We start from the raw sequence: 18764 nt of genomic DNA, 5'->3' as shown, positions 1-18764 counted from the left end.
GCGCATTGCGCAGGCGGCGGCTTAGCGGCGGCGGTCCAGCAGGTTGACCACCAGGCGATCCAGCCAGCCCCACAGGCGCTGGCGCAGACGGCTGCTCCAGGGCTGGCTCTGCCAGTCGTCGAGGCTGATCTCGCGGCTGGCGGCGAAGTCGGCGACGAAGCAGTCGGCCACCTCGGCGCTGAACTGCGGGTCGAGGGCCTCGAGGTTGGCGTCGAGGTTGAAGCGCAGGTTCCAGTGGTCGAAGTTGCAGGAACCGACGCTGACCCAGTCGTCGATGCGCACCATCTTCAGGTGCAGGAAGCGCGGCTGGTATTCGTAGATGCGCACGCCGGCCTTGAGCAGCTTGGGGTAGTAGCGCTGGCCGGCGTAGCGGATCGGCGGGTGGTCGGTGTTGCGCCCGGTGAGCAGCAGGCGCACCTCCACGCCGCGCTGGGCCGCCTTGATCAGGGTGCGGCGCACTCTCCAGCTGGGCAGGAAATACGGGGTGGCCAGCCACACCTGGCGCTTGGCCCGGTTCACGTTGCGCAACAGCGAGTGGACGATGTCCAGGTGCTGGCGGGCGTTGGCGTAGGCCACCCGGCCCATGCCCTGGCCCACCGCCGGGCTGGGCGGCAGGTGGCTGAGCCCGGCGCTGGGCACCGGCCGCCAGGGCAGCTGGCCGGCACAGGCCTGCCACTGGTAGTCGAACAGGAACAGCCAGTGCGCCACCAGCGGCCCCTCGATGCGCACCATCACCTCGTGCCAGGCACTCTCGGCGGCCTGCGGGTTCCAGAAGGCATCGGTGGCGCCGGTGCCGCCGACGAAGGCGCAGGCCTCGTCCACCACCAGGATCTTGCGGTGGTCGCGGTACAGGTTGCGCACCCCGCGGCGCCAGCGCAGCGGGTTGTACAGGCGCAGCTGCACGCCGGCCGCGCCCAGGCGCTGGCGCAGCGCGGCGCCCAGGCCCAGGCAGCCGAAATCGTCGAACAGGCAGTGCACCGCCACGCCGCGCTGCGCCGCCGCCGCCAGCGCGGCGACCAGGGCCTCGCTGCAGCGCCCGTCCTCGGCCAGGTACAGTTCCAGCACCACGCGCTGGCGGGCGCCGGCGATGGCGGCGAGCATGGCGGGAAAGAAGGCCGGTCCATCGACCAGCAGGTTGAAGCGGTTGCCGGCTTTCCAGGGAAAGATGGTGCCCGTCATCGCGCGGTGAAGATCATCACGGCGCCGACCGGCACCGACAGGCTGATGGTCGAGAGCCGGGCCGCCTGGCGCAAGGCCTCGACGCCCTCGCCCAGGCCGAACTCGTCGGCATGCAGGACCAGCGGCGCCAGGGTCACCACCTGGAAGCGCCGGTCGTCCAGGCGGGTGGCCAGCAGCTCAGCCATGTAGCCGTGCTTGCGCCCGCGGATCTCCACCTGGACCGGCAGGCGCAGTTCGAGCTGGGCGCCCGGCGCCAGGTCGGTGATCAGGCCCAGGTCGAGCTGGGCCATGACCTTGGCCTCGGGGAATGAGCCGACGTCGAACAGCAGGCTGCGCAGGCGCTCGTCGCGCAGCGGGATGCCGGTACTCACCGAGTCCAGCTCGATGCGCAGGCGCGCCGCGCCCTGGCCGTCGACCTTGCCGTGCAGGGTGAGGAAGCGGTGCACTTCGGAGAGATTGCCGGCCTTGGTGGAGATGAACGACAGGCGCGAGGACTCGTTGTCCAGGTACCAGTCGGCATGCGCCGGCAGGGCCAGGCAGGTGGCGAGCAGAACAGCGTAGAACTTGGGCATGGGCTGACTTGGCGTGGCGATTTGAGCGCAACGATAGCCGGCCGCACCGCCCTTGCAAACCCGTGTGCGGCTTTGCGCCCATGCCGGGCGCCAGCGCCGGCACGGATCACGGGCGTTCCCAGCTAGGCCGGGGGAGTGTTCCCTGGCACGGGGCGCATGCCGGGGAACGCCGCGACCTCAGTCCGGCAGGCGGTAGTCTTCCTGGGTCATCAGGTCCAGGCCGCAGTCCAGGCGCTCGATCCAGTCGAGGAAGGCATTGATCATCGCCTCGCCGACGAAGGGCCGGCCGTGCTGCGGCACGATCATCGACACGTTCATCTCGCGCACCATCTGCGCCCAGAAGCGGCAGACCTTGTTGCTGGCCATGTAGCGGCGGTGGAAGCCGGCCATGTTGGGGATATGGTTGACGAAGTCGCTCACCGGGCTGGCGTCGTCGACTATCGAGGCGCCCATGTCGCCGGAGAAGAGGATGCGGCTGACCGGGTCGTACAGCTGGAAATTGCCCACCGAGTGCAGGAAGTGCGCCGGCACCGCCTTCAGCTGGCACTTGCCGAGGGGGAACGACTGGCCGCGATCCGGCAGGGCGATGATGCGGTCGTAGGTGTTGATGCCATGGCTCAGGGCCAGGTAGTTGGCCGTCAGGTGCGGCAAAAAGCGCGCCCACAGCTTGGAGCAGATCACCCGCGCCTTGGTGTGCAGCAGCCACTTGTCCAGCGAGGCGATGATGTCCGGATCCTGGTGGGAGGCGAAGATATAGGTCAGCGCCTGCACCGGGATGTGCTTGGACAGCTCCAGCGACAGCGGCGTATAGGTCAGGTCGCCGCCCGGATCGAGCAGCAGGTACTGCTCGTTGTCGGTGATCAGGAACTGGTTGGACTGCACGCCCTCGCCGCTGACCAGGTCATCGAACATCAGGCATTGGTGGCTGCCGTTATCAAACAGCACGATGGGCTCGCGGCGCATGGAAACCTCACAGAAAAATGCGTGGTGACCATAGCCGAAGCCCGCTGCGGCCTCACTGACCTGGATCAAAGCAGGGTTTCACGCCGGTGAGTCAGCCAGCCAGAGGCCTGGCCACGACCATGTGCGACCGGGGAGCAGCCCCGCGACCTCCGGGTTGGCGACGCCTGGTAGGGTGCGCCGTGCGCACCGGGGCCCCGCCACGTGGCTGCCGGTGCGCGCAGCGCACCCTACGCGGAAACGACCCTGACGCCTCAGGCGTGCAACACCAGCAACGCCTTCTCCAGGCGCTTCTCGCGTGCCGTGCGGGCGATTTCCAGCAGGTTGCGATCGCGCTGCCACAGCGCCGCCCACTCGGCCGGGCCGCCGGCCATGGCGGCATCGACCTCGCCACGCAGGGCGGCGAACTGGGCAAACAGCCCGGCCAGCAGGACATGGCTGGCCGGCGCGCCGGGGCATTGCCGCGCCACCTCGGCGCAACCGGCGAGCAGGCCCAGCAGGCGCAACTGCAGGGCCTGCGGCCAGGCGCTGTCCTGACCGACACCGTACAGCCAGGCGGCCACGGCGGTCAGCACGTGCACGTCCTCGATGCTGCGAAAGGGCTTCACATAGGTATCCCAGCCATCGCCGGGCAGCAGCTCGCACAGCGCATGGTCCAGGTGCAGGCGGGCGTGGCCGATATCCGGCATCAACGCCAGCGCCGGCAGCGGCTCGATGCGCACGCCCGGCGCGCCGTTGCGCGCCACGCCCAGGGCCAGGCGCACGGGACTGCCCGCCTCCTCGCAGCGCGCCGCCACCAGCAGCCAGTCGGCGGCCTCGGCGGCGGTGACGAAATCCTTGCGCCCGGAGAGGTGCAGGCCCTGCAGGCGGGTGCTCATGTCTGCCGGGCGGGTGCTCTTGTTCTCGGTCACGCACAGCGCGCCCAGCGACCAGGGCGCCGCCGGCCACAGGGCGCGCAACGCCGCCTGGTAACCGGCCAGGAAGGCTAGCCCCGGCGTCGCCGCCAGGCGCCCGCCGCGCACGGCTAGCTCGAACGGGGTGGCCTCGCCGACCCGCTCCAGCAGGGCGGGGTACCAGCTCTCCAGGTCGCTCGCCGGCAGGCGGTCGCGGGTTTGCAGCAGAGACTGCCAGGGCATGGGGGACTCCTTGTTATCGAATCGACTCTGAGCGGCAGGCACGACGAAATCGGCTGTCACGCAAGCATCACCGAAGATTCACGGTGGTGACACCGGCTCTACCTAGCCTGAGCTTGCCCAACAAAGTCGACTGGCCGCAACTCTTTGAAGGCCGGCTTACGGAGGCTACATGATGACCGAGAGCGCCCGCACCCGCGACACCACTGCCGAACGCCGCCTGCACGCCGAACGCCTGCTCGGGGCCGCCGCCCTGCGCGAAGCCCAGGCCCTGCGCTACAGCGTATTCAGCAGCGAATTCGACGCCAAGCTGAATGGCGCCGAACTCGGCCTGGACATGGATGACTACGACCCGCACTGCCAGCACATCGGCGTGCGCGACCTGAACAGCGGCCGCCTGGTCGCCACCACCCGCCTGCTCGACCACCGCGCCGCGGCCAGCCTGGGCCGCTTCTACAGCGAGGAGGAGTTCTGCCTGCACGGTCTGGCCCATCTCGAAGGGCCGGTGCTGGAACTGGGCCGCACCTGCGTCGACCCGGCCTACCGCAATGGCGGCACCATCGCCGTGCTGTGGAGCGAGCTGGCCGAAGTGCTCAACGAAGGCGGCTACCGCTACCTGATGGGCTGCGCCAGCATCCCCATGCAGGACGGCGGCATCCAGGCCCAGGCGATCATGCAGCGCCTGCGCGAACGCTACCTGTGCAACGAGCACCTGCGTGCCGAACCGAAGAAGCCGCTGCCGAGCCTGGATGTGCCGGGCAACGTCATCGCCGAAATGCCGCCGCTGCTCAAGGCCTACATGCGCCTGGGTGCGAAGATCTGCGGCGAACCGTGCTGGGACGAGGACTTCCAGGTGGCCGACGTGTTCATCCTGCTCAAGCGCGACGAGCTGTGTCCGCGCTATGCGCGGCACTTCAAGGCTGCGGTGTAGCGCCCAGCAGCGCCTGCACACCCCGCCCCTGCGGGCGGGGTGAGTCCCTTCACTACCGGTTGCCGAACATGCCCACACTGCGTCTCTATCTGCGCCTGGCCCGCCTGGCCGGTGTGCTGCTGCTGGGCCTGCTGCTGGCCAGCGGCGTCGCCCTGGCCGAACGCCTGCGCCACCACGACCTGCTCGGCCTGCGCCAGCGCCTGACCTGCTGGTTCCTGCGCCGCCTGAGCAAGGCCCTGCCGTTCGAGGTCGAGGTGCAGGGCGAGCTGCCGCGCGAGCCGATGCTGTGGCTCAGCAACCACGTGTCGTGGACCGACATCCCGCTGCTCGGCCAGCTGCTGCCGCTGTCCTTCCTGTCCAAGGCCGAGGTGCGCACCTGGCCGCTGGCCGGCTGGCTGGCGCACAAGGCCGGCACCCTGTTTATCCGCAGAGGCTCGGGCGACAGCACCCTGCTCGCCCGCCAGCTGCAGCGCTACCTGCAGGGCGGCCATGCGCTGCTGATCTTCCCCGAGGGCACCACCACCGACGGTCAGCAGCTGCGCACCTTCCACGGCCGCCTGCTGACCGGCGCCATCGAGGCCGGCATGCCCGTGCAACCGGTGGCGATCCGCTACCTGCGCGCCGGCCAGACCGACCCGATCGCACCCTTCATCGGCGACGACGACCTGCCCTCGCACCTGCTGCGCCTGTTCGCCAGCGAGCGCAGCAGGGTGCAGATCCAGCTGCTCGCACCGATCGCCAGCCACGGCCTGGAACGCAACGCCCTGGCCCGCCAGGCGCAGCGGGCGGTGCAGGTGGCACTGTTCGGCGAGGACGAGCAACAGCAAGCCGCCTGACGACAACGGGATGGGGTCGGGGCACCCTGCGCACCGGCGGCCTCAGCGCCCCTGCACCTTCCACCAGGTACAGAACTCCTCCAGCGCAGTCCAGATCGGCACCTGCGGATCGTAATCCAGGTACTGCCGGGCGCGGCCGATATCCAGGGAGAAGTCGCGCGCCATCACCGCCACGCCGAGGCGCAACAGGCTCGGCTCCGGGCGCCCGGGCAGCAGCTTGCAGAGCGTCTCGTTGAGGGTCGCCGCCGCATAGGCCAGGGCATAGGGCATGTGCCGGGTCACCGGCGGCAGGTCGAACTGACGGAGGACGAAGTTGACCACGTCCCACAGCGGCACCGGTGCGCCGTTGCTGATGTTGTACACCTTGCCCAGCGCCGGGCCGGCGGCCAGCAGGCTGCTGAACAGGGCGTCGTTGAGGTTCTGCATGCTGGTGAAGTCGACCTTGTTCAGGCCGTTGCCGATGATGAACAGGCGGCCCTTGCGCTGCATCTCGATCAGCCGCGGGAAGATGCTGGTGTCGCCGGCGCCGGTGACGAAGCGCGGACGCAGGGCGATCACTTCCAGGCCGAACTCCTGGGCCTCGAAGACCTTCTGCTCGGCCCGGTACTTGGTCGCGCCGTAGTGATCGACGAACCTCGACGGCAGCTGTTCCTCCTTCAGGCCGACATGCGACTGGCCGTCGAAATACACCGAGGGCGAGGACAGGTGCACCAGGCGCCGCACCTTCTGCCCCAGGCAGCCTTCGATGACGTTCTGGGTCAGCACCACGTTGCCCTGCTGGAAGTGGTCGCGGCTGCCCCACACGCCGACGGCGCCGGCGCAATGCACCACGGCATCGACGTCGCGACACAGACGATGGGCCAGGTCCGGGTCGGCCAGGTCGCCCTGGATGAATTCCGCACCGCGCTTGATCAGATGTTGCACGCCTGCCGCCCGGCGTCCGTTGACCCGCACCAGCAAGCCCTGTTCCAGGGCGAAACGGGCAAAACGCCCACCGATGAAGCCACTCGCGCCCGTCACCAGAATTCTCATTGCCCCGCCTCCCCCAGCGTTCTTGTAGTGCCAGCGACTCTAGCAGGCCCTGCCGGCGAGAACCGTGACCCGCGCGGCCAGAACGCCGGCCCTGCAACCCTGTCGATTAATATCTTTTACAGCCGTCAAACAATTCGCACGTTTCTTGCAGAATATTCAACACCCTGGATTTCTGTAACCCTTTTACCCGCGGAGCCACAGGAAATGCCGTTACGCCTGAAGTTAGCCCTCAGTTATCTGATGATCGGCCTTATTCCGGTCATGGCCATGGCGTTCACCGTCTATCAGCAAGCCAGTCAGGCCTTGCAGGAGCAGACCCTTAACGCCCTGGAGGCCGTTGCGAATATCAAACAACGGCAACTGCAGGACAACTGGCAGTCCCGCCACAACCAGCTCAGCACCCTGGCCAGCAACCTCGGCACCAGCTACGCCGGGCTGGATGCCCAGGCGCTGATCAGCACCGCCAACTATGACCGGCCGATCTTCGAAAACTTCATCAAGACCTTCGGCTACCGCGACCTGAAGCTGATCACCACCGATGGCAAGGTGGTGTTCAGCGTGCTGCGCGACAACGACTACCAACAGAACCTCAACGATGCAGCCTGGCGCGACACCCCCATGGGCCGCCTGGCACAAGGAGGCTTGAGCAACCGGCAGGTGCTGATCGGCGACCTGGCGAGCAACCCGCAGACCGGCGAACCCAGCCAGTTCCTGGTCGCCCCGGTACTCGCCGAGGACGAGTTGCAGGCCCTGCTGATGCTGGAGCTGCCGATCGCCTCGCTGAATGCGGTGATGCAGACGCGCCAGGGCCTGGGCGAGTCCGGGGAAACCTACCTGGTCGGTGCCGATGGCAAGCTGCGCTCCGATTCGGTGCGTTTTGCCGAGCAGCAGGTCGAACGGGATGCGCAGACCGCCGGCAGCATTGGCGGGCAGGCCGTCAGCCTGGCCCGGCAAGGCCAGCAGGGGCGCCTGAGCGAGCCGGGGCTGGACGGCAAGCCGGCCCTCAAGGCCTTCGTGCCGCTGGAGTTCAATGGCCAGCAGTGGGCGCTGATCGCCGAGATGGACCAGGCCCAGGCCTTCGCCCCGGTGCGCGAACTGATGTGGCGGGTACTTCTGCTCGGCCTGCTGACCGTAGCGGCGGTGGCCCTGGCCACCTGGCTGGTCAGCCGCAGCGTGATGCGCCCGCTGGGTGGCGAACCGAGCAACATGGCCGACCTGGCCCGACGCCTGGCAGCCGGCGAGCTGCGCCTGGCCGGCCACGACACCCCGCACAGCGGCCTGATGCAGGCCCTGCACGAAATGGCCGGGGCCTGGCGCGAAGTGATCGAGCGCCTGCGCCAGGCCAGCAGTGCGGTGGGCGATGCCAGTGGCGACATCCTCGGCGCCGCCGGACAGACCAGCAAGCGCCTCGACCAGCAGCAGGAAGCCCTGGAAATGGTGGTCAGCGCGGTCGACCAGATGGCCGCCACGGTTCAGGAAATCGCCAGCAACGCCAGCCAGAGTGCCGATGGCAGCGCCGCCGCGCGGGACGCCTTCGCCACCATGCAAAGTACCCTGCAGCACATGATCGGCCGCCAGGACCAGCTGCTCGACGGCCTGCGCCAGGCCGACCGGGTGGTGCAGAGACTGGCCGGCGACAGCCAGCAGATCGCCTCGGTGCTCGGCGTGATCGGCGCCATCGCTGAGCAGACCAACCTGCTCGCGCTCAACGCCGCCATCGAAGCGGCACGGGCCGGCGAACAGGGCCGCGGCTTCGCCGTGGTGGCCGACGAGGTACGCAGCCTGGCCCTGCGCAGCCGTACCGCCACCGAGGAAATCGTGCAGATCATCGGCGCCCTCGGCGACTCCTCCGACGAGGCCCTGCAGCGCATGCAGGGCTCCACCGACCAGGCCCGCGCGCTGGAAGACGAAACCCAGGCCGTGCTCGGCTCGCTGGATCACCTCAGCCAGTCGCTGGAGGGCGTGCATGCCCTGGCCTTCCAGATCGCCGCAGCAGCCGAACAGCAGGCGGCCACCACCCAGGAGGTCAACCAGCACATGCACCGCCTGCACGAAATGACCGGGGAAAATCGCCAGACCGCCGCCCACACCCGCGACTGCGGCGAACAGCTGCGCAAGGTCGCGGGCTGCCAGGAGCAGCTGGTGGCGCATTTTCAGCTTTGAAGGGGGCTCGCGCGCTATCGGCAACGCCGCAGTGCCGGTGTGAGGTTTGCGGCTGTAGGAGCCAGCTTGCTGGCGATCAGCGGCTCAATGATCGCCAGCAAGCTGGCTCCTACATAAAGGTAACGTCAGCCTGGTAGCCAACGATGCCACTCCCGGATTGCATCCGGGCTACGGTTTGACCAGCCAGCCGGCCACGCCGCGGTGCAGGTGTTCGGTCAGCGCAGCCAGCAGCTCGCCGCCATTGCGCCAGTGGTGCCAGTACAGCGGCACATCCAGCGGCCGGTCGGGGATGACCTCGACCAGCGCGCCGCTGGCCAGCTCGCGCTGCACCTGCAGCTCGGGCACCAGGCCCCAGCCGAAGCCGGCCTCGGTCAGACGCACGAAACCTTCCGACGACGGGCACAGGTGATGGGCAAAACTGCCCTGCACGCCCAGCTGCGCCAGATAGCGATGCTGCAGCAGGTCGTCCGGGCCGAAGACGATGGCCGGAATCCGCGCCAGGCTGCCCGCCTGCACGCCCCGGGGAAAGTGCCGCGCCATAAATGCCGGGCTGGCCAGCGCCCGGTAGCGCATGGCGCCCAACGCCAGGGAGCGAGCCCCGGCCACCGGGCGTTCGGCGGCGCACACGCAGGCGGCCACCTCGCCGGCGCGCATCCGCTTGAGGCCGACGTCCTGGTCCTCCACCACCAGATCCAGCAGCACCCGATGCTCGGCACAGAAGTCGGCCACCGCCAGCGCCCACCAGGTCGCCAGGCTGTCGGCGTTCAGCGCGATGCGCAGGCGCTCGGGCAGGCCGCCTTCGTCCAGCGCCGGCACCTGGCCCTGCAGGTCGCGCTCGAGCAGGCGTACCTGCTGCACATGGTTGAGCAGGCGCCGGCCGATCTCGGTGGGGCTCGGCGGCGTGCCGCGCACCAGCACCGGCTGGCCGACCCGCGCCTCGAGCAGCTTGATCCGCTGCGACACCGCCGACTGCGACAGGCCGAGCAACTGTGCCGCGCGCTCGAAACCACCCTGCTCCACCACCGCCGCCAGAGCCGCCAGGAGTTTGTAATCGAACAAATCAGTTTTCCTAATGGGAGATCAGCATGATTTGTTTTCCTTATACAACAGCAGAACGGAAACTGCCCAGCATCCTTCACCCCTTCTCTATTAAGGAAGCGTCCATGCCCCGCCAGCACCATTACAGCCAACTCGCCGCCAGCCGGGCCCGGGGGTGAACGCCATGTGGCAGAGCTATCTGAACGGCCTGCTGGTCGCCGCCGGGCTGATCATCGCCATCGGCGCGCAGAACGTCTTCGTCCTGGCGCAGAGCCTGCGCCGCGAGCATCACCTGCCGGTCGCCGCGCTGTGCGTACTGTGCGACGCCCTGCTGGTCGCCGCCGGAGTCTTCGGCCTGGCCGCCCTGCTGGCACAGAACCCGCTGCTGCTCGGCATCGCCCGCTGGGGCGGCACGGCCTTCCTGCTCTGGTACGGGGCCAAGGCCCTGCTGCGTGCGATCAAGCCCCAGGCCCTGGAACAGGGCGAGAGCAACGGGCCGCGCTCACGCCGTGCCGTGCTGCTGGCCGCGCTGGCGGTGACCCTGCTCAACCCGCACGTCTACCTGGATACCGTGCTGCTGATCGGCTCCCTCGGCGCCCAGCAGCCGGAGCCCGGCGCCTATACCCTGGGCGCCGCCAGCGCCTCGCTGCTGTGGTTTTTCAGCCTGGCCCTGGGCGCCGCCTGGCTCGCCCCCTGGCTGGCCCGACCCACGACCTGGCGGCTGCTCGACCTCGGCGTGGCGCTGATGATGTTCGCCATGGCCTACCAGTTGCTGGGCACCCCATGAGTCCGCGCAAAGGCCCTGGCACCGGCTTTCCCACACACTTGCTGCGTGGTTAAGGCCCGGCTCGGGTGCTATGATCCGGGGCTCGCGGCGCAAAGAGTACAAACTCGCCGCCGCCAGCCCGGCCGCCCGTGAACGGCCCATGAGCGCATCGCGCCCCCGACCTGAGTAGGAGATAGACCATGGCTTTCGAATTGCCGCCGCTGCCGTACGAGAAGAACGCCCTCGAGCCGCACCTGTCCGCCGAGACCCTGGAGTTCCACCACGGCAAGCACCACAACGCCTACGTGGTGAACCTGAACAACCTGGTGCCGGGCACCGAATTCGAAGGCAAGAGCCTCGAAGAAATCATCAAGACTTCCTCCGGCGGCGTGTTCAACAACGCGGCGCAGATCTGGAACCACACCTTCTACTGGAACTGCCTCTCCCCGAACGGCGGCGGCCAACCGACTGGCGCCCTGGCTGACGCGATCAACGCCACCTTCGGTTCCTTCGACAAGTTCAAGGAAGAGTTCAGCAAGACCTCCATCGGCACCTTCGGCTCCGGCTGGGGCTGGCTGGTGAAGAAGGCCGACGGTTCCCTGGCCCTGGCCAGCACCATCGGCGCCGGCTGCCCGCTGACCAGCGGCGACACCCCGCTGCTGACCTGCGACGTGTGGGAACACGCCTACTACATCGACTACCGCAACCTGCGTCCGAAGTACGTCGAAGCGTTCTGGAACCTGGTCAACTGGGACTTCGTGGCGAAGAACTTCGCTGCCTGAGTCGCCCCCAGCGTTCACAAGAAACCCGGCTAATGCCGGGTTTCTTGCTTTTGCGGCCCGCCGCCCAGGCCGCCCGCGACAGCGACCGCCCGACGGACGCTTCAGTCGGCAAAAGTTCTGCCGATGCAGTAATGGCCCTTTGACGGCTCACGCGCATTTGCCAATACTCACACCGGTCAGCAGCCTCCGGCAGAGAACAAGGAATAAGCATTTGAAGCTGGAATTGAAAAACAGCCTGTCGCTCAAACTGCTCCGTGTTGTCCTGCTTTCGGCCCTGGTCGTCGGCGTGGTCCTCAGTTGTGCACAAATCGTTTTCGATATCTACAAGACCCGTCAGGCGGTGGCCAGCGATGCCCAGCGCATCCTCGGCATGTTCCGCGACCCCTCGACTCAGGCCGTCTACAGCCTGGACCGGGAGATGGGCATGCAGGTCATCGAAGGCCTGTTCCAGCACGAAGCGGTGCGCTATGCCGCCATCGGCCACCCCAACGAGCCGATGCTGGCCGAACGCTCGCGCGAGCTGATCGACGCGCCCAGCCGCTGGCTGACCGACCCGATCCTCGGCAAGGAACAGATGTTCAGTACCCAGCTGGTGGGCAAGGGCCCCTACAGCGAGTACTACGGCGACCTCAACATCACCCTCGACACCGCCAGCTACGGCGAGAACTTCATCACCACCTCGGTGATCATCTTCATCTCCGGGGTGCTGCGCGCCCTGGCCATGGGCCTGGTGCTGTACCTGGTCTACCACTGGCTGCTGACCAAGCCGCTGTCGAAGATCATCGAGCACCTGACCAGCATCAACCCGGACCGCCCCAGCGAGCACAAGCTGCCGATGCTGCGCGGCAACGAGAAGAACGAACTGGGGCTGTGGATCAACACCGCCAACCAGCTGCTGGAATCCATCGAGCGCAACACCCACCTGCGCCACGAGGCGGAAAACAGCCTGCTGCGCATGTCGCAGTACGACTTCCTCACCGGCCTGCCCAATCGCCAGCAACTGCAGCAGCAGCTCGACCAGATCCTCGAGGACGCCGGCCGCCTGCAGCGTCGCGTGGCCGTGCTGTGCGTCGGCCTGGACGACTTCAAGGGCATCAACGAACAGTTCAGCTACCAGACCGGCGACCAGCTGCTGCTGGCCCTGTCCGACCGCCTGCGCAGCCACAGCGGCAAGCTCGGCGCCCTGGCCCGCTTAGGCGGCGACCAGTTCGCCCTGGTCCAGGCCGATATCGAACAGCCCTACGAGGCCGCCGAGCTGGCGCAGAGCATCCTCGACAGCCTGGACACAGCCTTCTCCCTGGAACAGCAGGAAGTGCGCCTGCGCGCCACCATCGGCATCACCCTGTTCCCGGAAGACGGCGACAGCACCGAGAAGCTGCTGCAGAAAGCCGAGCAGACCATGACCCTGGCCAAGAGCCGCTCGCGCAACCGCTACCAGTTCTACATCGCCAGCGTCGACAGCGAGATGCGCCGCCGCCGCGAGCTGGAGAAGGAGCTGCGCGAGGCTCTCAAGCGCAACGAACTGCACCTGGTCTATCAGCCGCAGATCGACTACCGCGACCACCAGGTGGTCGGCGTCGAGGCCCTGCTGCGCTGGCAGCACCCGCAACACGGCTTCGTCCCGCCGGACCTGTTCATCCCCCTGGCCGAGCAGAACGGCAGCATCATCGCCATCGGCGAATGGGTGCTGGACCAGTCCTGCCGCCAGCTGCGCGAATGGCACGACCAGGGCTTCAGCAACCTGCGCATGGCGGTCAACCTGTCCACCGTGCAGCTGCACCACGCCGAGCTGCCGCGCATGGTCAACAACCTGCTGCAGGTCTATCGCCTGCCGGCGCGCAGCCTGGAGCTGGAAGTCACCGAAACCGGCCTGATGGAAGACATCACCACCGCCGCCCAGCACCTGCTCAGCCTGCGCCGCGCCGGTGCGCTGATCGCCATCGACGACTTCGGTACCGGCTACTCCTCGCTGAGCTACCTGAAGAGCCTGCCGCTGGACAAGATCAAGATCGACCGCAGCTTCGTCCAGGACGTGCTGGAGGACGAGGACGACGCCACCATCGTGCGCGCCATCATCCAGCTGGGTAAGAGCCTGGGCATGCAGGTGATCGCCGAAGGCGTGGAGACCGCCGAGCAGGAGGCCTACATCATCGCCCAGGGCTGCAACGAGGGTCAGGGCTATCTGTACAGCAAGCCGCTGCCGGCCCGCGAAGTGACCCTGTACCTGAAGCAGGCCCGCCGCCTGAATATCGCCAGCAACCCCGCCACCCTGTAAGCCAGCAACCCGCACCGACCTACAGCACACCACCAGCCGTAGGTTGGGTTGAGGGGCAGCACGACGAAGCCCAACGATCCCAGACCGCTGGGCTTCGCCACACTCAACGCCAACCTACCGGCACCTGCGCCAGTGCCGCGGACTGCAACCGTGAATAGCGGGGCCCTCCAGGCCCGACCAAGCCCATTCGCCACCTGACAGGGGCTGCACCAACAAAAAGGCCGGGCTAAGCCCGGCCTTTGCACATCCAAACCTCGATCAGGCGGCGCGCCTGAGCAGCACGAAGCCCGCCCCCGCGCAGATCAGGGTCGGCACCAGCACCGCCAGCAGCGGCGAGAAGCCGAACACCAGGCTGGAGGGGCCGAGCAGGTCCTGGGCGATGCGGAACACGAAGCCCACCAACACGCCGGTGAACACGCGCTGACCGAGGGTCACCGAACGCAGCGGGCCGAAGATGAAGGAAATCGCCATCAACACCAGCGCGGCGGTCACCAGCGGTTGCAGCACCTTGGTCCAGAACGCCAGCCAGTAGCTGCCGTTGTTCAACCCCTGCTCGCCCAGGTACTGGATATAGCGCCACAGCCCGCTCACCGACAAGGCCTCTGGCGCCATCACCACGGTGCCGAGCAGCTGCGGGTTGAGTTCGATGTCCCAGCGCTGGTTCGGCTCCTCGACCACCTCGGTGGTGCGTTCGCGAAAATGCGTGGTCTTGACCTCTTCCAGCTGCCAGTGGTCGCCCTGGTACAGCGCACGGCGGGCGAAGCTGGAAGACAGCAGATGACGCTGGTCGTCGAACTGGTAGCGGGTCACCCCGTACAGCCGACCATTGGGCTGCACGGCGTTGATGTGGATGTATTCCTGGCCCTGGCGGTGCCACAGGCCGCGTTTGGAGCTCTGCGCCTCGCCGCCGCCCTGGGCCATCGAACGGTGCGCCTGGGCCAGGTTCTCGCTCCAGGGCGCCAGGTATTCGCCGATCAGCAGGCCGACCAGCATCAGCACCAGCATGGGCTTCATCACCGCCCAGACGATGCGTCCGACCGAGACCCCGGCGGCACGCATGATGGTCAGTTCGCTGTTGCTGGCCAGGCTGCCGAGGCCGATCAGGCAGCCGATCAGTGCCGCCATCGGCAGCATCTCGTAGATCCGCCGCGGCAGGGTCAGCAGCACGTAGACCAGCGCCTCGAGAGTGCCGTAGGAGTCCCCGAGATCGCCCAGTTCGTCGATGAAGGCGAACAGCAGCGCCAGGCCGACGATGATCCCCAGCACCGCCATGATGGCGAAGAACACGCTGGTCCCGATGTAACGATCAAGCCTGACCATGGGCCATCTCCTTCACTGCGCGGCGGCTGGCCAGCTTGAGTTGCACGGGCGTCCAGAAGAACAGCCCCAATCCGATCAACAGGAACAGGCCGTGCACCCACCACAGCCCCAGGTCCTGGTGAATCTTGCCCTTGTCCAGCTGGCCGCGGGCGCCGATCAGCAGCGCCAGGTAGGCCATGTACAGGAGGATCGCCGGCAGCAGCTTGAGGAAGCGGCCCTGGCGTGGGTTGACCCGGGCCAGCGGCACGGCCAGCAGGGTGACGACGAACACCAGCAGCGGAATCGACAGGCGCCACTGCAGCTCGGCCTGGTGCTTGGGGTTGTCGCTGCCGAACAGCTCGCGGGTGGGAATGGCTTCGCGCTCGCCGATCTCGTTGCTCACCGACGGCTTGGGCAGCAGCACGCCGTAGGTCTCGTACTGGATCGCCCGGTAGTCGGCCTGGCCCGGGTTGCCGTCGTAGCGGTAACCGTTTTCCAGGATCAGGTAGCGGCTGCCGTCAGCCTGGATCACCTGGCGTCCGCTTTCGGCGACCAGCACGGTGATGCCGCGCTCCTTGTTCTTCTCGTCCTTGTCGCGGCTCAGGCGCTTCTCGGAGATGAACACGCCGGCCAGCTGGCCACGATCCGCCGACAGGCTTTCGGTATAGGTCACCCGCGAGCCGTCCTTCATCGCCTGGAAGCGGCCGGGCACCAGGGTATCGAACTCGGTCAGGGCATCCTGCTGGTTGAAGATCCGCGTGACCTCGGCCACCCCTTGCGGTGCCAGGCCCAGGCTCAGCCAGGCGGTCAGCAGGGCGACCAGCAGCGCCGGGGCCATAGTGTAGGTCAGCAGGCGTTTGTGGCTCATGCCGGTGGCCGACAGCACGGTCATCTCGCTGTCCAGGTAGAGGCGCCCGTAGGCCAGCAGGATGCCGAGGAACAGGCCCAGCGGCAGAATCAGCTGGAGGAAGCCCGGCAGGCGGTAGCCCATGATCATGAACAGCACGCCGGGGTCGAGCAGGCCTTGCGCCGCCTGGGCCAGGTACTTGATGAAACGCCCGCTCATGATGATCACCAGCAGCACGGCACTGACCGCGCTGAGGGTAAGCAGCACTTCACGGGACAGGTAACGGAAGACGATCAAACCGGACACTCCAGGGTTGTCAGGCTCAGGTGGCTACGCTCAAACTAGCCGGCACCTTTGCCGGCCTGCAGCACGTGCAGGCCCTCGAAAAAATAGCGGCCATTATCCGCCAAACCCGACTCTTTGTCTTGGGGACAGCTCAGCATGGAATTCCTCGTCAAAAGCACCCGCCCGGAAACCCTGAAGACCGCCACCCTGGTGGTCGCCATTGGCGAGGGCCGCAAGCTCGGCCTGGCCGCCAAGGCCGTGGATGAGGCCAGCGCTGGCGCCATCAGCGCCCTGCTCAAGCGCGGCGATATCGCCGGCAAGTCCGGGCAGACCCTGCTGCTGCACAGCCTGCCGGGCCTCAAGGCCGAGCGCGTGCTGCTGGTCGGCAGCGGCAAGGGCGAGCTATCCGACCGCCAGTACCGCAAATTGGTTGCAGCGGTGCACGGCGTACTCAAGGGCCTGGGCGGCGGCGACGCGGTGCTGGCCCTCGGCGAACTCAAGGCCAAGGGCCGCGACGCCTACGCCAAGGCCCGCCTGCTGGTCGAGACCCTGGCCGACGGCGACTATGTGTTCGACCAGTTCAAGAGCCAGAAGGCCGAAGCCCGCGCGCTGAAGAAGATCACCCTGATCGCCGACAAGGCCGAGCAGGCCGACACCGAGCGCGGCAGCCTGCATGCCCAGGCCATCGCCAGCGGCATGGCGTTCACCCGCAACCTCGGCAACCTGCCGCCGAACCTCTGCCACCCCAGCTACCTGGCCGACGAGGCCAAGGCCCTGGGCAAGGCGCACAAGAACCTCAAGGTCGAGATCCTCGACGAGAAAAAGCTCAAGGAGCTCGGCGCCGGCGCCTTCCTCGCCGTGGCCCAGGGCAGCGCGCAGCCGCCGCGCATGATCGTCATGCACTACCACGGCGGCGCCAAGGACGAGGCACCCTTCGCCCTGGTCGGCAAGGGCATCACCTTCGACACCGGCGGCATCAGCATCAAGCCGGCCGCCGGCATGGACGAGATGAAGTACGACATGTGCGGCGCCGCCAGCGTGTTCGGCACCCTCAAGGCCGTGCTCGAACTGCAGCTGCCGATCAACCTGGTGTGCCTGCTGGCCTGTGCCGAGAACATGCCCAGCGGCGGCGCCACCCGCCCCGGCGACATCGTCACCAGCATGAGCGGACAGACAGTGGAAATCCTCAACACCGACGCCGAAGGCCGCCTGGTGCTGTGCGACACCCTGACCTATGCCGAGCGCTTCAAGCCGCAGGCGGTGATCGACATCGCCACCCTCACCGGCGCCTGCATCGTCGCCCTGGGCAGCCAGGTCTCCGGGCTGATGGGCAACAACGAGGCGCTGGTCAAGCAACTCCTCAAGGCCGGCGAGCACGCCGACGACCGCGCCTGGCAGCTGCCGCTGCACGACGAGTACCAGGAGCAGCTGGACAGCCCCTTCGCCGACATCGCCAACATCGGCGGGCCCAAGGCCGGCACCATCACCGCTGGTTGTTTCTTGTCGCGCTTCGCCAAGCAGTACCACTGGGCGCACCTGGACATCGCCGGCACCGCCTGGATCAGCGGCGGCAAGGACAAGGGCGCCACCGGCCGCCCGGTACCCCTGCTGACCCAGTACCTGCTGGACAGGGTCAAGTGAGAGTCGAGTTCTACGTCCTCTCCTCCACCACGCCGGAAGGCCGCCTGCGCGCGGCCTGCCAGCTGGCACTGAAGGCCTGGCGTGCCGGCCTGCCGGTGTTCCTGCGCGGCAGCGACCAGGCCCAGTGCGAGGAGCTGGACGAGCTGCTGTGGCGCTTCAAGGGCGACAGCTTCGTGCCCCACGACCTGCACCAGCACAACCCGCAGGCGCCGGTGGTGCTCGGCCTGGACGAGGCGCCGGCTGCCAGCCAGGGCCTGCTGATCAACCTCCACCCGGCGCTGTCGCCGCACCTGGAGCAGTTCGCCCGGGTCATCGAGATCGTCAACCAGGAGCCGCAGCTGCTGGCCTTGTGTCGCGAGAATTTCCGCCTGTACCGGCAGAAAGGCTATGATCCGCAGCGTGTAGAGCTCTGAGAACCTGTCCATGATCTGCTGCGCGTCGGCCATGCAGCGTTGAAAACAGGCTCAAATGCTCATTTGCCATTCGTAAACTGCGCTTCCTCGCCTGTCTTCGCCTTGCCTGGCTCTAGCTCGCGAGCTCATGAACAGGCTCTGATCGCATCATGGACACCCCGAAACCACCCAAGCCCGGCCATCTGCTGGACGACCTCGAGTCGATCCGTCAGCTGCTGGAAGAGCAACAACTCGAGCCGCCGCTGCTCACCGACAGCCTCGACGGCGAACTGCAGATCCCCCTGCTCTCCGACATCATCGAGCCCGGCCCGGCCGTGAGCCTGCCGCCCCTGCTGCCAAGCGCGGCACCGACGCAGCCCGCACCTGCGCCCGCCGCACCGACGACCCCGGCCGCGCCCGCCAGTTCGGCCATCGGCAATGCCGTCCAGCGCAGCCTCGGCGCCCAGGGCAGCCGCGAGCTGAACCGCCTCGACGGCGAACTGCGCGCCGCCGCGCAACTGCTGCTGCAGGACGTGATCGACGACTTCGTGCCGCAGATCGAGGCCGAACTCAAGCGCCGCCTCGACGCCCGCCTCGACCGCCTGCTGGCCCAGCGCAAGCCCTGATTCGCAA

General features: G+C 67.5%; 17 protein-coding genes and 1 pseudogene. 10 read left to right on the top strand and 8 right to left on the bottom strand.

The window, feature by feature from the left end; translation table 11 throughout:
• Positions 1-21: 21 nt before the first annotated feature.
• The 4 genes from GV001_RS05385 to GV001_RS05370 all read right to left on the bottom strand — a co-directional run bounded on the left by GV001_RS05385 (position 22) and on the right by GV001_RS05370 (position 3847).
• Positions 22-1179 carry a phosphatidylserine/phosphatidylglycerophosphate/cardiolipin synthase family protein gene (locus GV001_RS05385; RefSeq protein ID WP_160078617.1) on the bottom strand — a complete coding sequence of 386 codons (1158 nt, stop codon included), beginning with the start codon at positions 1177-1179 and terminating at the stop codon, positions 22-24.
• Positions 1176-1751: a YceI family protein gene (locus GV001_RS05380; RefSeq protein ID WP_160078616.1), complete on the bottom strand. Its 576-nt coding sequence runs from the start codon at positions 1749-1751 to the stop codon at positions 1176-1178. Before GV001_RS05380 ends, GV001_RS05385 begins: the two co-directional genes overlap by 4 nt.
• 177 nt (positions 1752-1928) lie before the next feature.
• A complete protein-coding gene (locus tag GV001_RS05375; RefSeq protein WP_160078615.1) occupies positions 1929-2714 on the bottom strand; it encodes an MBL fold metallo-hydrolase in 786 nt (261 codons plus the stop codon).
• Positions 2715-2965: 251 nt separating this feature from the next.
• Positions 2966-3847 (bottom strand): acyl-CoA dehydrogenase, encoded by an 882-nt coding sequence (locus GV001_RS05370; RefSeq protein ID WP_160078614.1) that lies wholly within the window; start codon positions 3845-3847, stop codon positions 2966-2968.
• Between the two features lie 172 nt (positions 3848-4019).
• On the opposite strand from GV001_RS05370, the gene olsB reads away from it, so the two are divergent.
• Entirely contained in the window at positions 4020-4775 is a 756-nt protein-coding gene (gene olsB / locus GV001_RS05365) for an L-ornithine N(alpha)-acyltransferase (RefSeq protein ID WP_160083186.1), read from the top strand.
• Between the two features lie 68 nt (positions 4776-4843).
• On the top strand, positions 4844-5611 hold the full coding sequence (locus GV001_RS05360; protein ID WP_160078613.1) for a lysophospholipid acyltransferase family protein: 768 nt from the start codon (positions 4844-4846) through the stop codon (positions 5609-5611).
• A gap of 42 nt (positions 5612-5653) precedes the next feature.
• On the opposite strand, the gene GV001_RS05355 is transcribed toward GV001_RS05360, so the two are convergent.
• Complete coding sequence (locus tag GV001_RS05355) at positions 5654-6643, bottom strand: NAD(P)-dependent oxidoreductase (RefSeq protein ID WP_160078612.1); 990 nt, start codon at positions 6641-6643, stop codon at positions 5654-5656.
• On the opposite strand from GV001_RS05355, the pseudogene GV001_RS20295 reads away from it, so the two are divergent.
• Both GV001_RS20295 and GV001_RS20290 read left to right on the top strand, forming a co-directional pair.
• A pseudogene (locus GV001_RS20295) lies at positions 6527-7687 on the top strand (cache domain-containing protein); the annotation flags it as partial. The gene GV001_RS05355 and the pseudogene GV001_RS20295 overlap by 117 nt on opposite strands.
• A gap of 15 nt (positions 7688-7702) precedes the next feature.
• Entirely contained in the window at positions 7703-8806 is a 1104-nt protein-coding gene (locus tag GV001_RS20290) for a methyl-accepting chemotaxis protein (protein ID WP_372238571.1), read from the top strand.
• A gap of 168 nt (positions 8807-8974) precedes the next feature.
• On the opposite strand, the gene GV001_RS05345 is transcribed toward GV001_RS20290, so the two are convergent.
• Complete coding sequence (locus GV001_RS05345) at positions 8975-9865, bottom strand: LysR family transcriptional regulator ArgP (RefSeq protein ID WP_160078610.1); 891 nt, start codon at positions 9863-9865, stop codon at positions 8975-8977.
• Between the two features lie 163 nt (positions 9866-10028).
• Between GV001_RS05345 and GV001_RS05340 the strand changes: the two genes are divergently transcribed.
• The 3 genes from GV001_RS05340 (at position 10029) to GV001_RS05330 (ending at position 13667) form a co-directional block, all read left to right on the top strand.
• Positions 10029-10631: a LysE/ArgO family amino acid transporter gene (locus GV001_RS05340; RefSeq protein ID WP_160078609.1), complete on the top strand. Its 603-nt coding sequence runs from the start codon at positions 10029-10031 to the stop codon at positions 10629-10631.
• 179 nt (positions 10632-10810) lie between these two features.
• Complete coding sequence (gene sodB / locus GV001_RS05335; RefSeq protein WP_160078608.1) at positions 10811-11392, top strand: superoxide dismutase [Fe]; 582 nt, start codon at positions 10811-10813, stop codon at positions 11390-11392.
• Between the two features lie 211 nt (positions 11393-11603).
• Complete coding sequence (locus GV001_RS05330; RefSeq protein ID WP_160078607.1) at positions 11604-13667, top strand: bifunctional diguanylate cyclase/phosphodiesterase; 2064 nt, start codon at positions 11604-11606, stop codon at positions 13665-13667.
• A gap of 258 nt (positions 13668-13925) precedes the next feature.
• Here GV001_RS05330 and lptG read toward each other — a convergent pair whose 3' ends face one another.
• Together lptG and lptF are read right to left on the bottom strand one after the other, a co-directional pair.
• A complete protein-coding gene (gene lptG, locus GV001_RS05325) occupies positions 13926-14987 on the bottom strand; it encodes an LPS export ABC transporter permease LptG (protein WP_160078606.1) in 1062 nt (353 codons plus the stop codon).
• Positions 14974-16110 carry an LPS export ABC transporter permease LptF gene (lptF, locus tag GV001_RS05320; RefSeq protein ID WP_160078605.1) on the bottom strand — a complete coding sequence of 379 codons (1137 nt, stop codon included), beginning with the start codon at positions 16108-16110 and terminating at the stop codon, positions 14974-14976. The genes lptG and lptF overlap by 14 nt, the downstream gene beginning before the upstream one ends.
• Before the next feature lie 144 nt (positions 16111-16254).
• Here lptF and GV001_RS05315 point away from each other — a divergent pair, with 144 nt between their 5' ends.
• From GV001_RS05315 to GV001_RS05305, 3 genes are all read left to right on the top strand, one after another.
• A complete protein-coding gene (locus tag GV001_RS05315; protein ID WP_160078604.1) occupies positions 16255-17739 on the top strand; it encodes a leucyl aminopeptidase in 1485 nt (494 codons plus the stop codon).
• Complete coding sequence (locus tag GV001_RS05310) at positions 17736-18152, top strand: DNA polymerase III subunit chi (protein WP_160078603.1); 417 nt, start codon at positions 17736-17738, stop codon at positions 18150-18152. Before GV001_RS05315 ends, GV001_RS05310 begins: the two co-directional genes overlap by 4 nt.
• 149 nt (positions 18153-18301) lie before the next feature.
• Positions 18302-18757 (top strand): DNA polymerase III subunit chi, encoded by a 456-nt coding sequence (locus tag GV001_RS05305; RefSeq protein WP_160078602.1) that lies wholly within the window; start codon positions 18302-18304, stop codon positions 18755-18757.
• Positions 18758-18764: the final 7 nt, after the last annotated feature.

Origin of the sequence: Pseudomonas sp. 8AS (assembly GCF_902506505.1) — a bacterium.
Taxonomy (GTDB): domain Bacteria; phylum Pseudomonadota; class Gammaproteobacteria; order Pseudomonadales; family Pseudomonadaceae; genus Aquipseudomonas.
The sequence above is the reverse complement of the archived record's forward strand: the minus strand, read 5'-3'. Positions and strand labels throughout refer to the sequence as shown.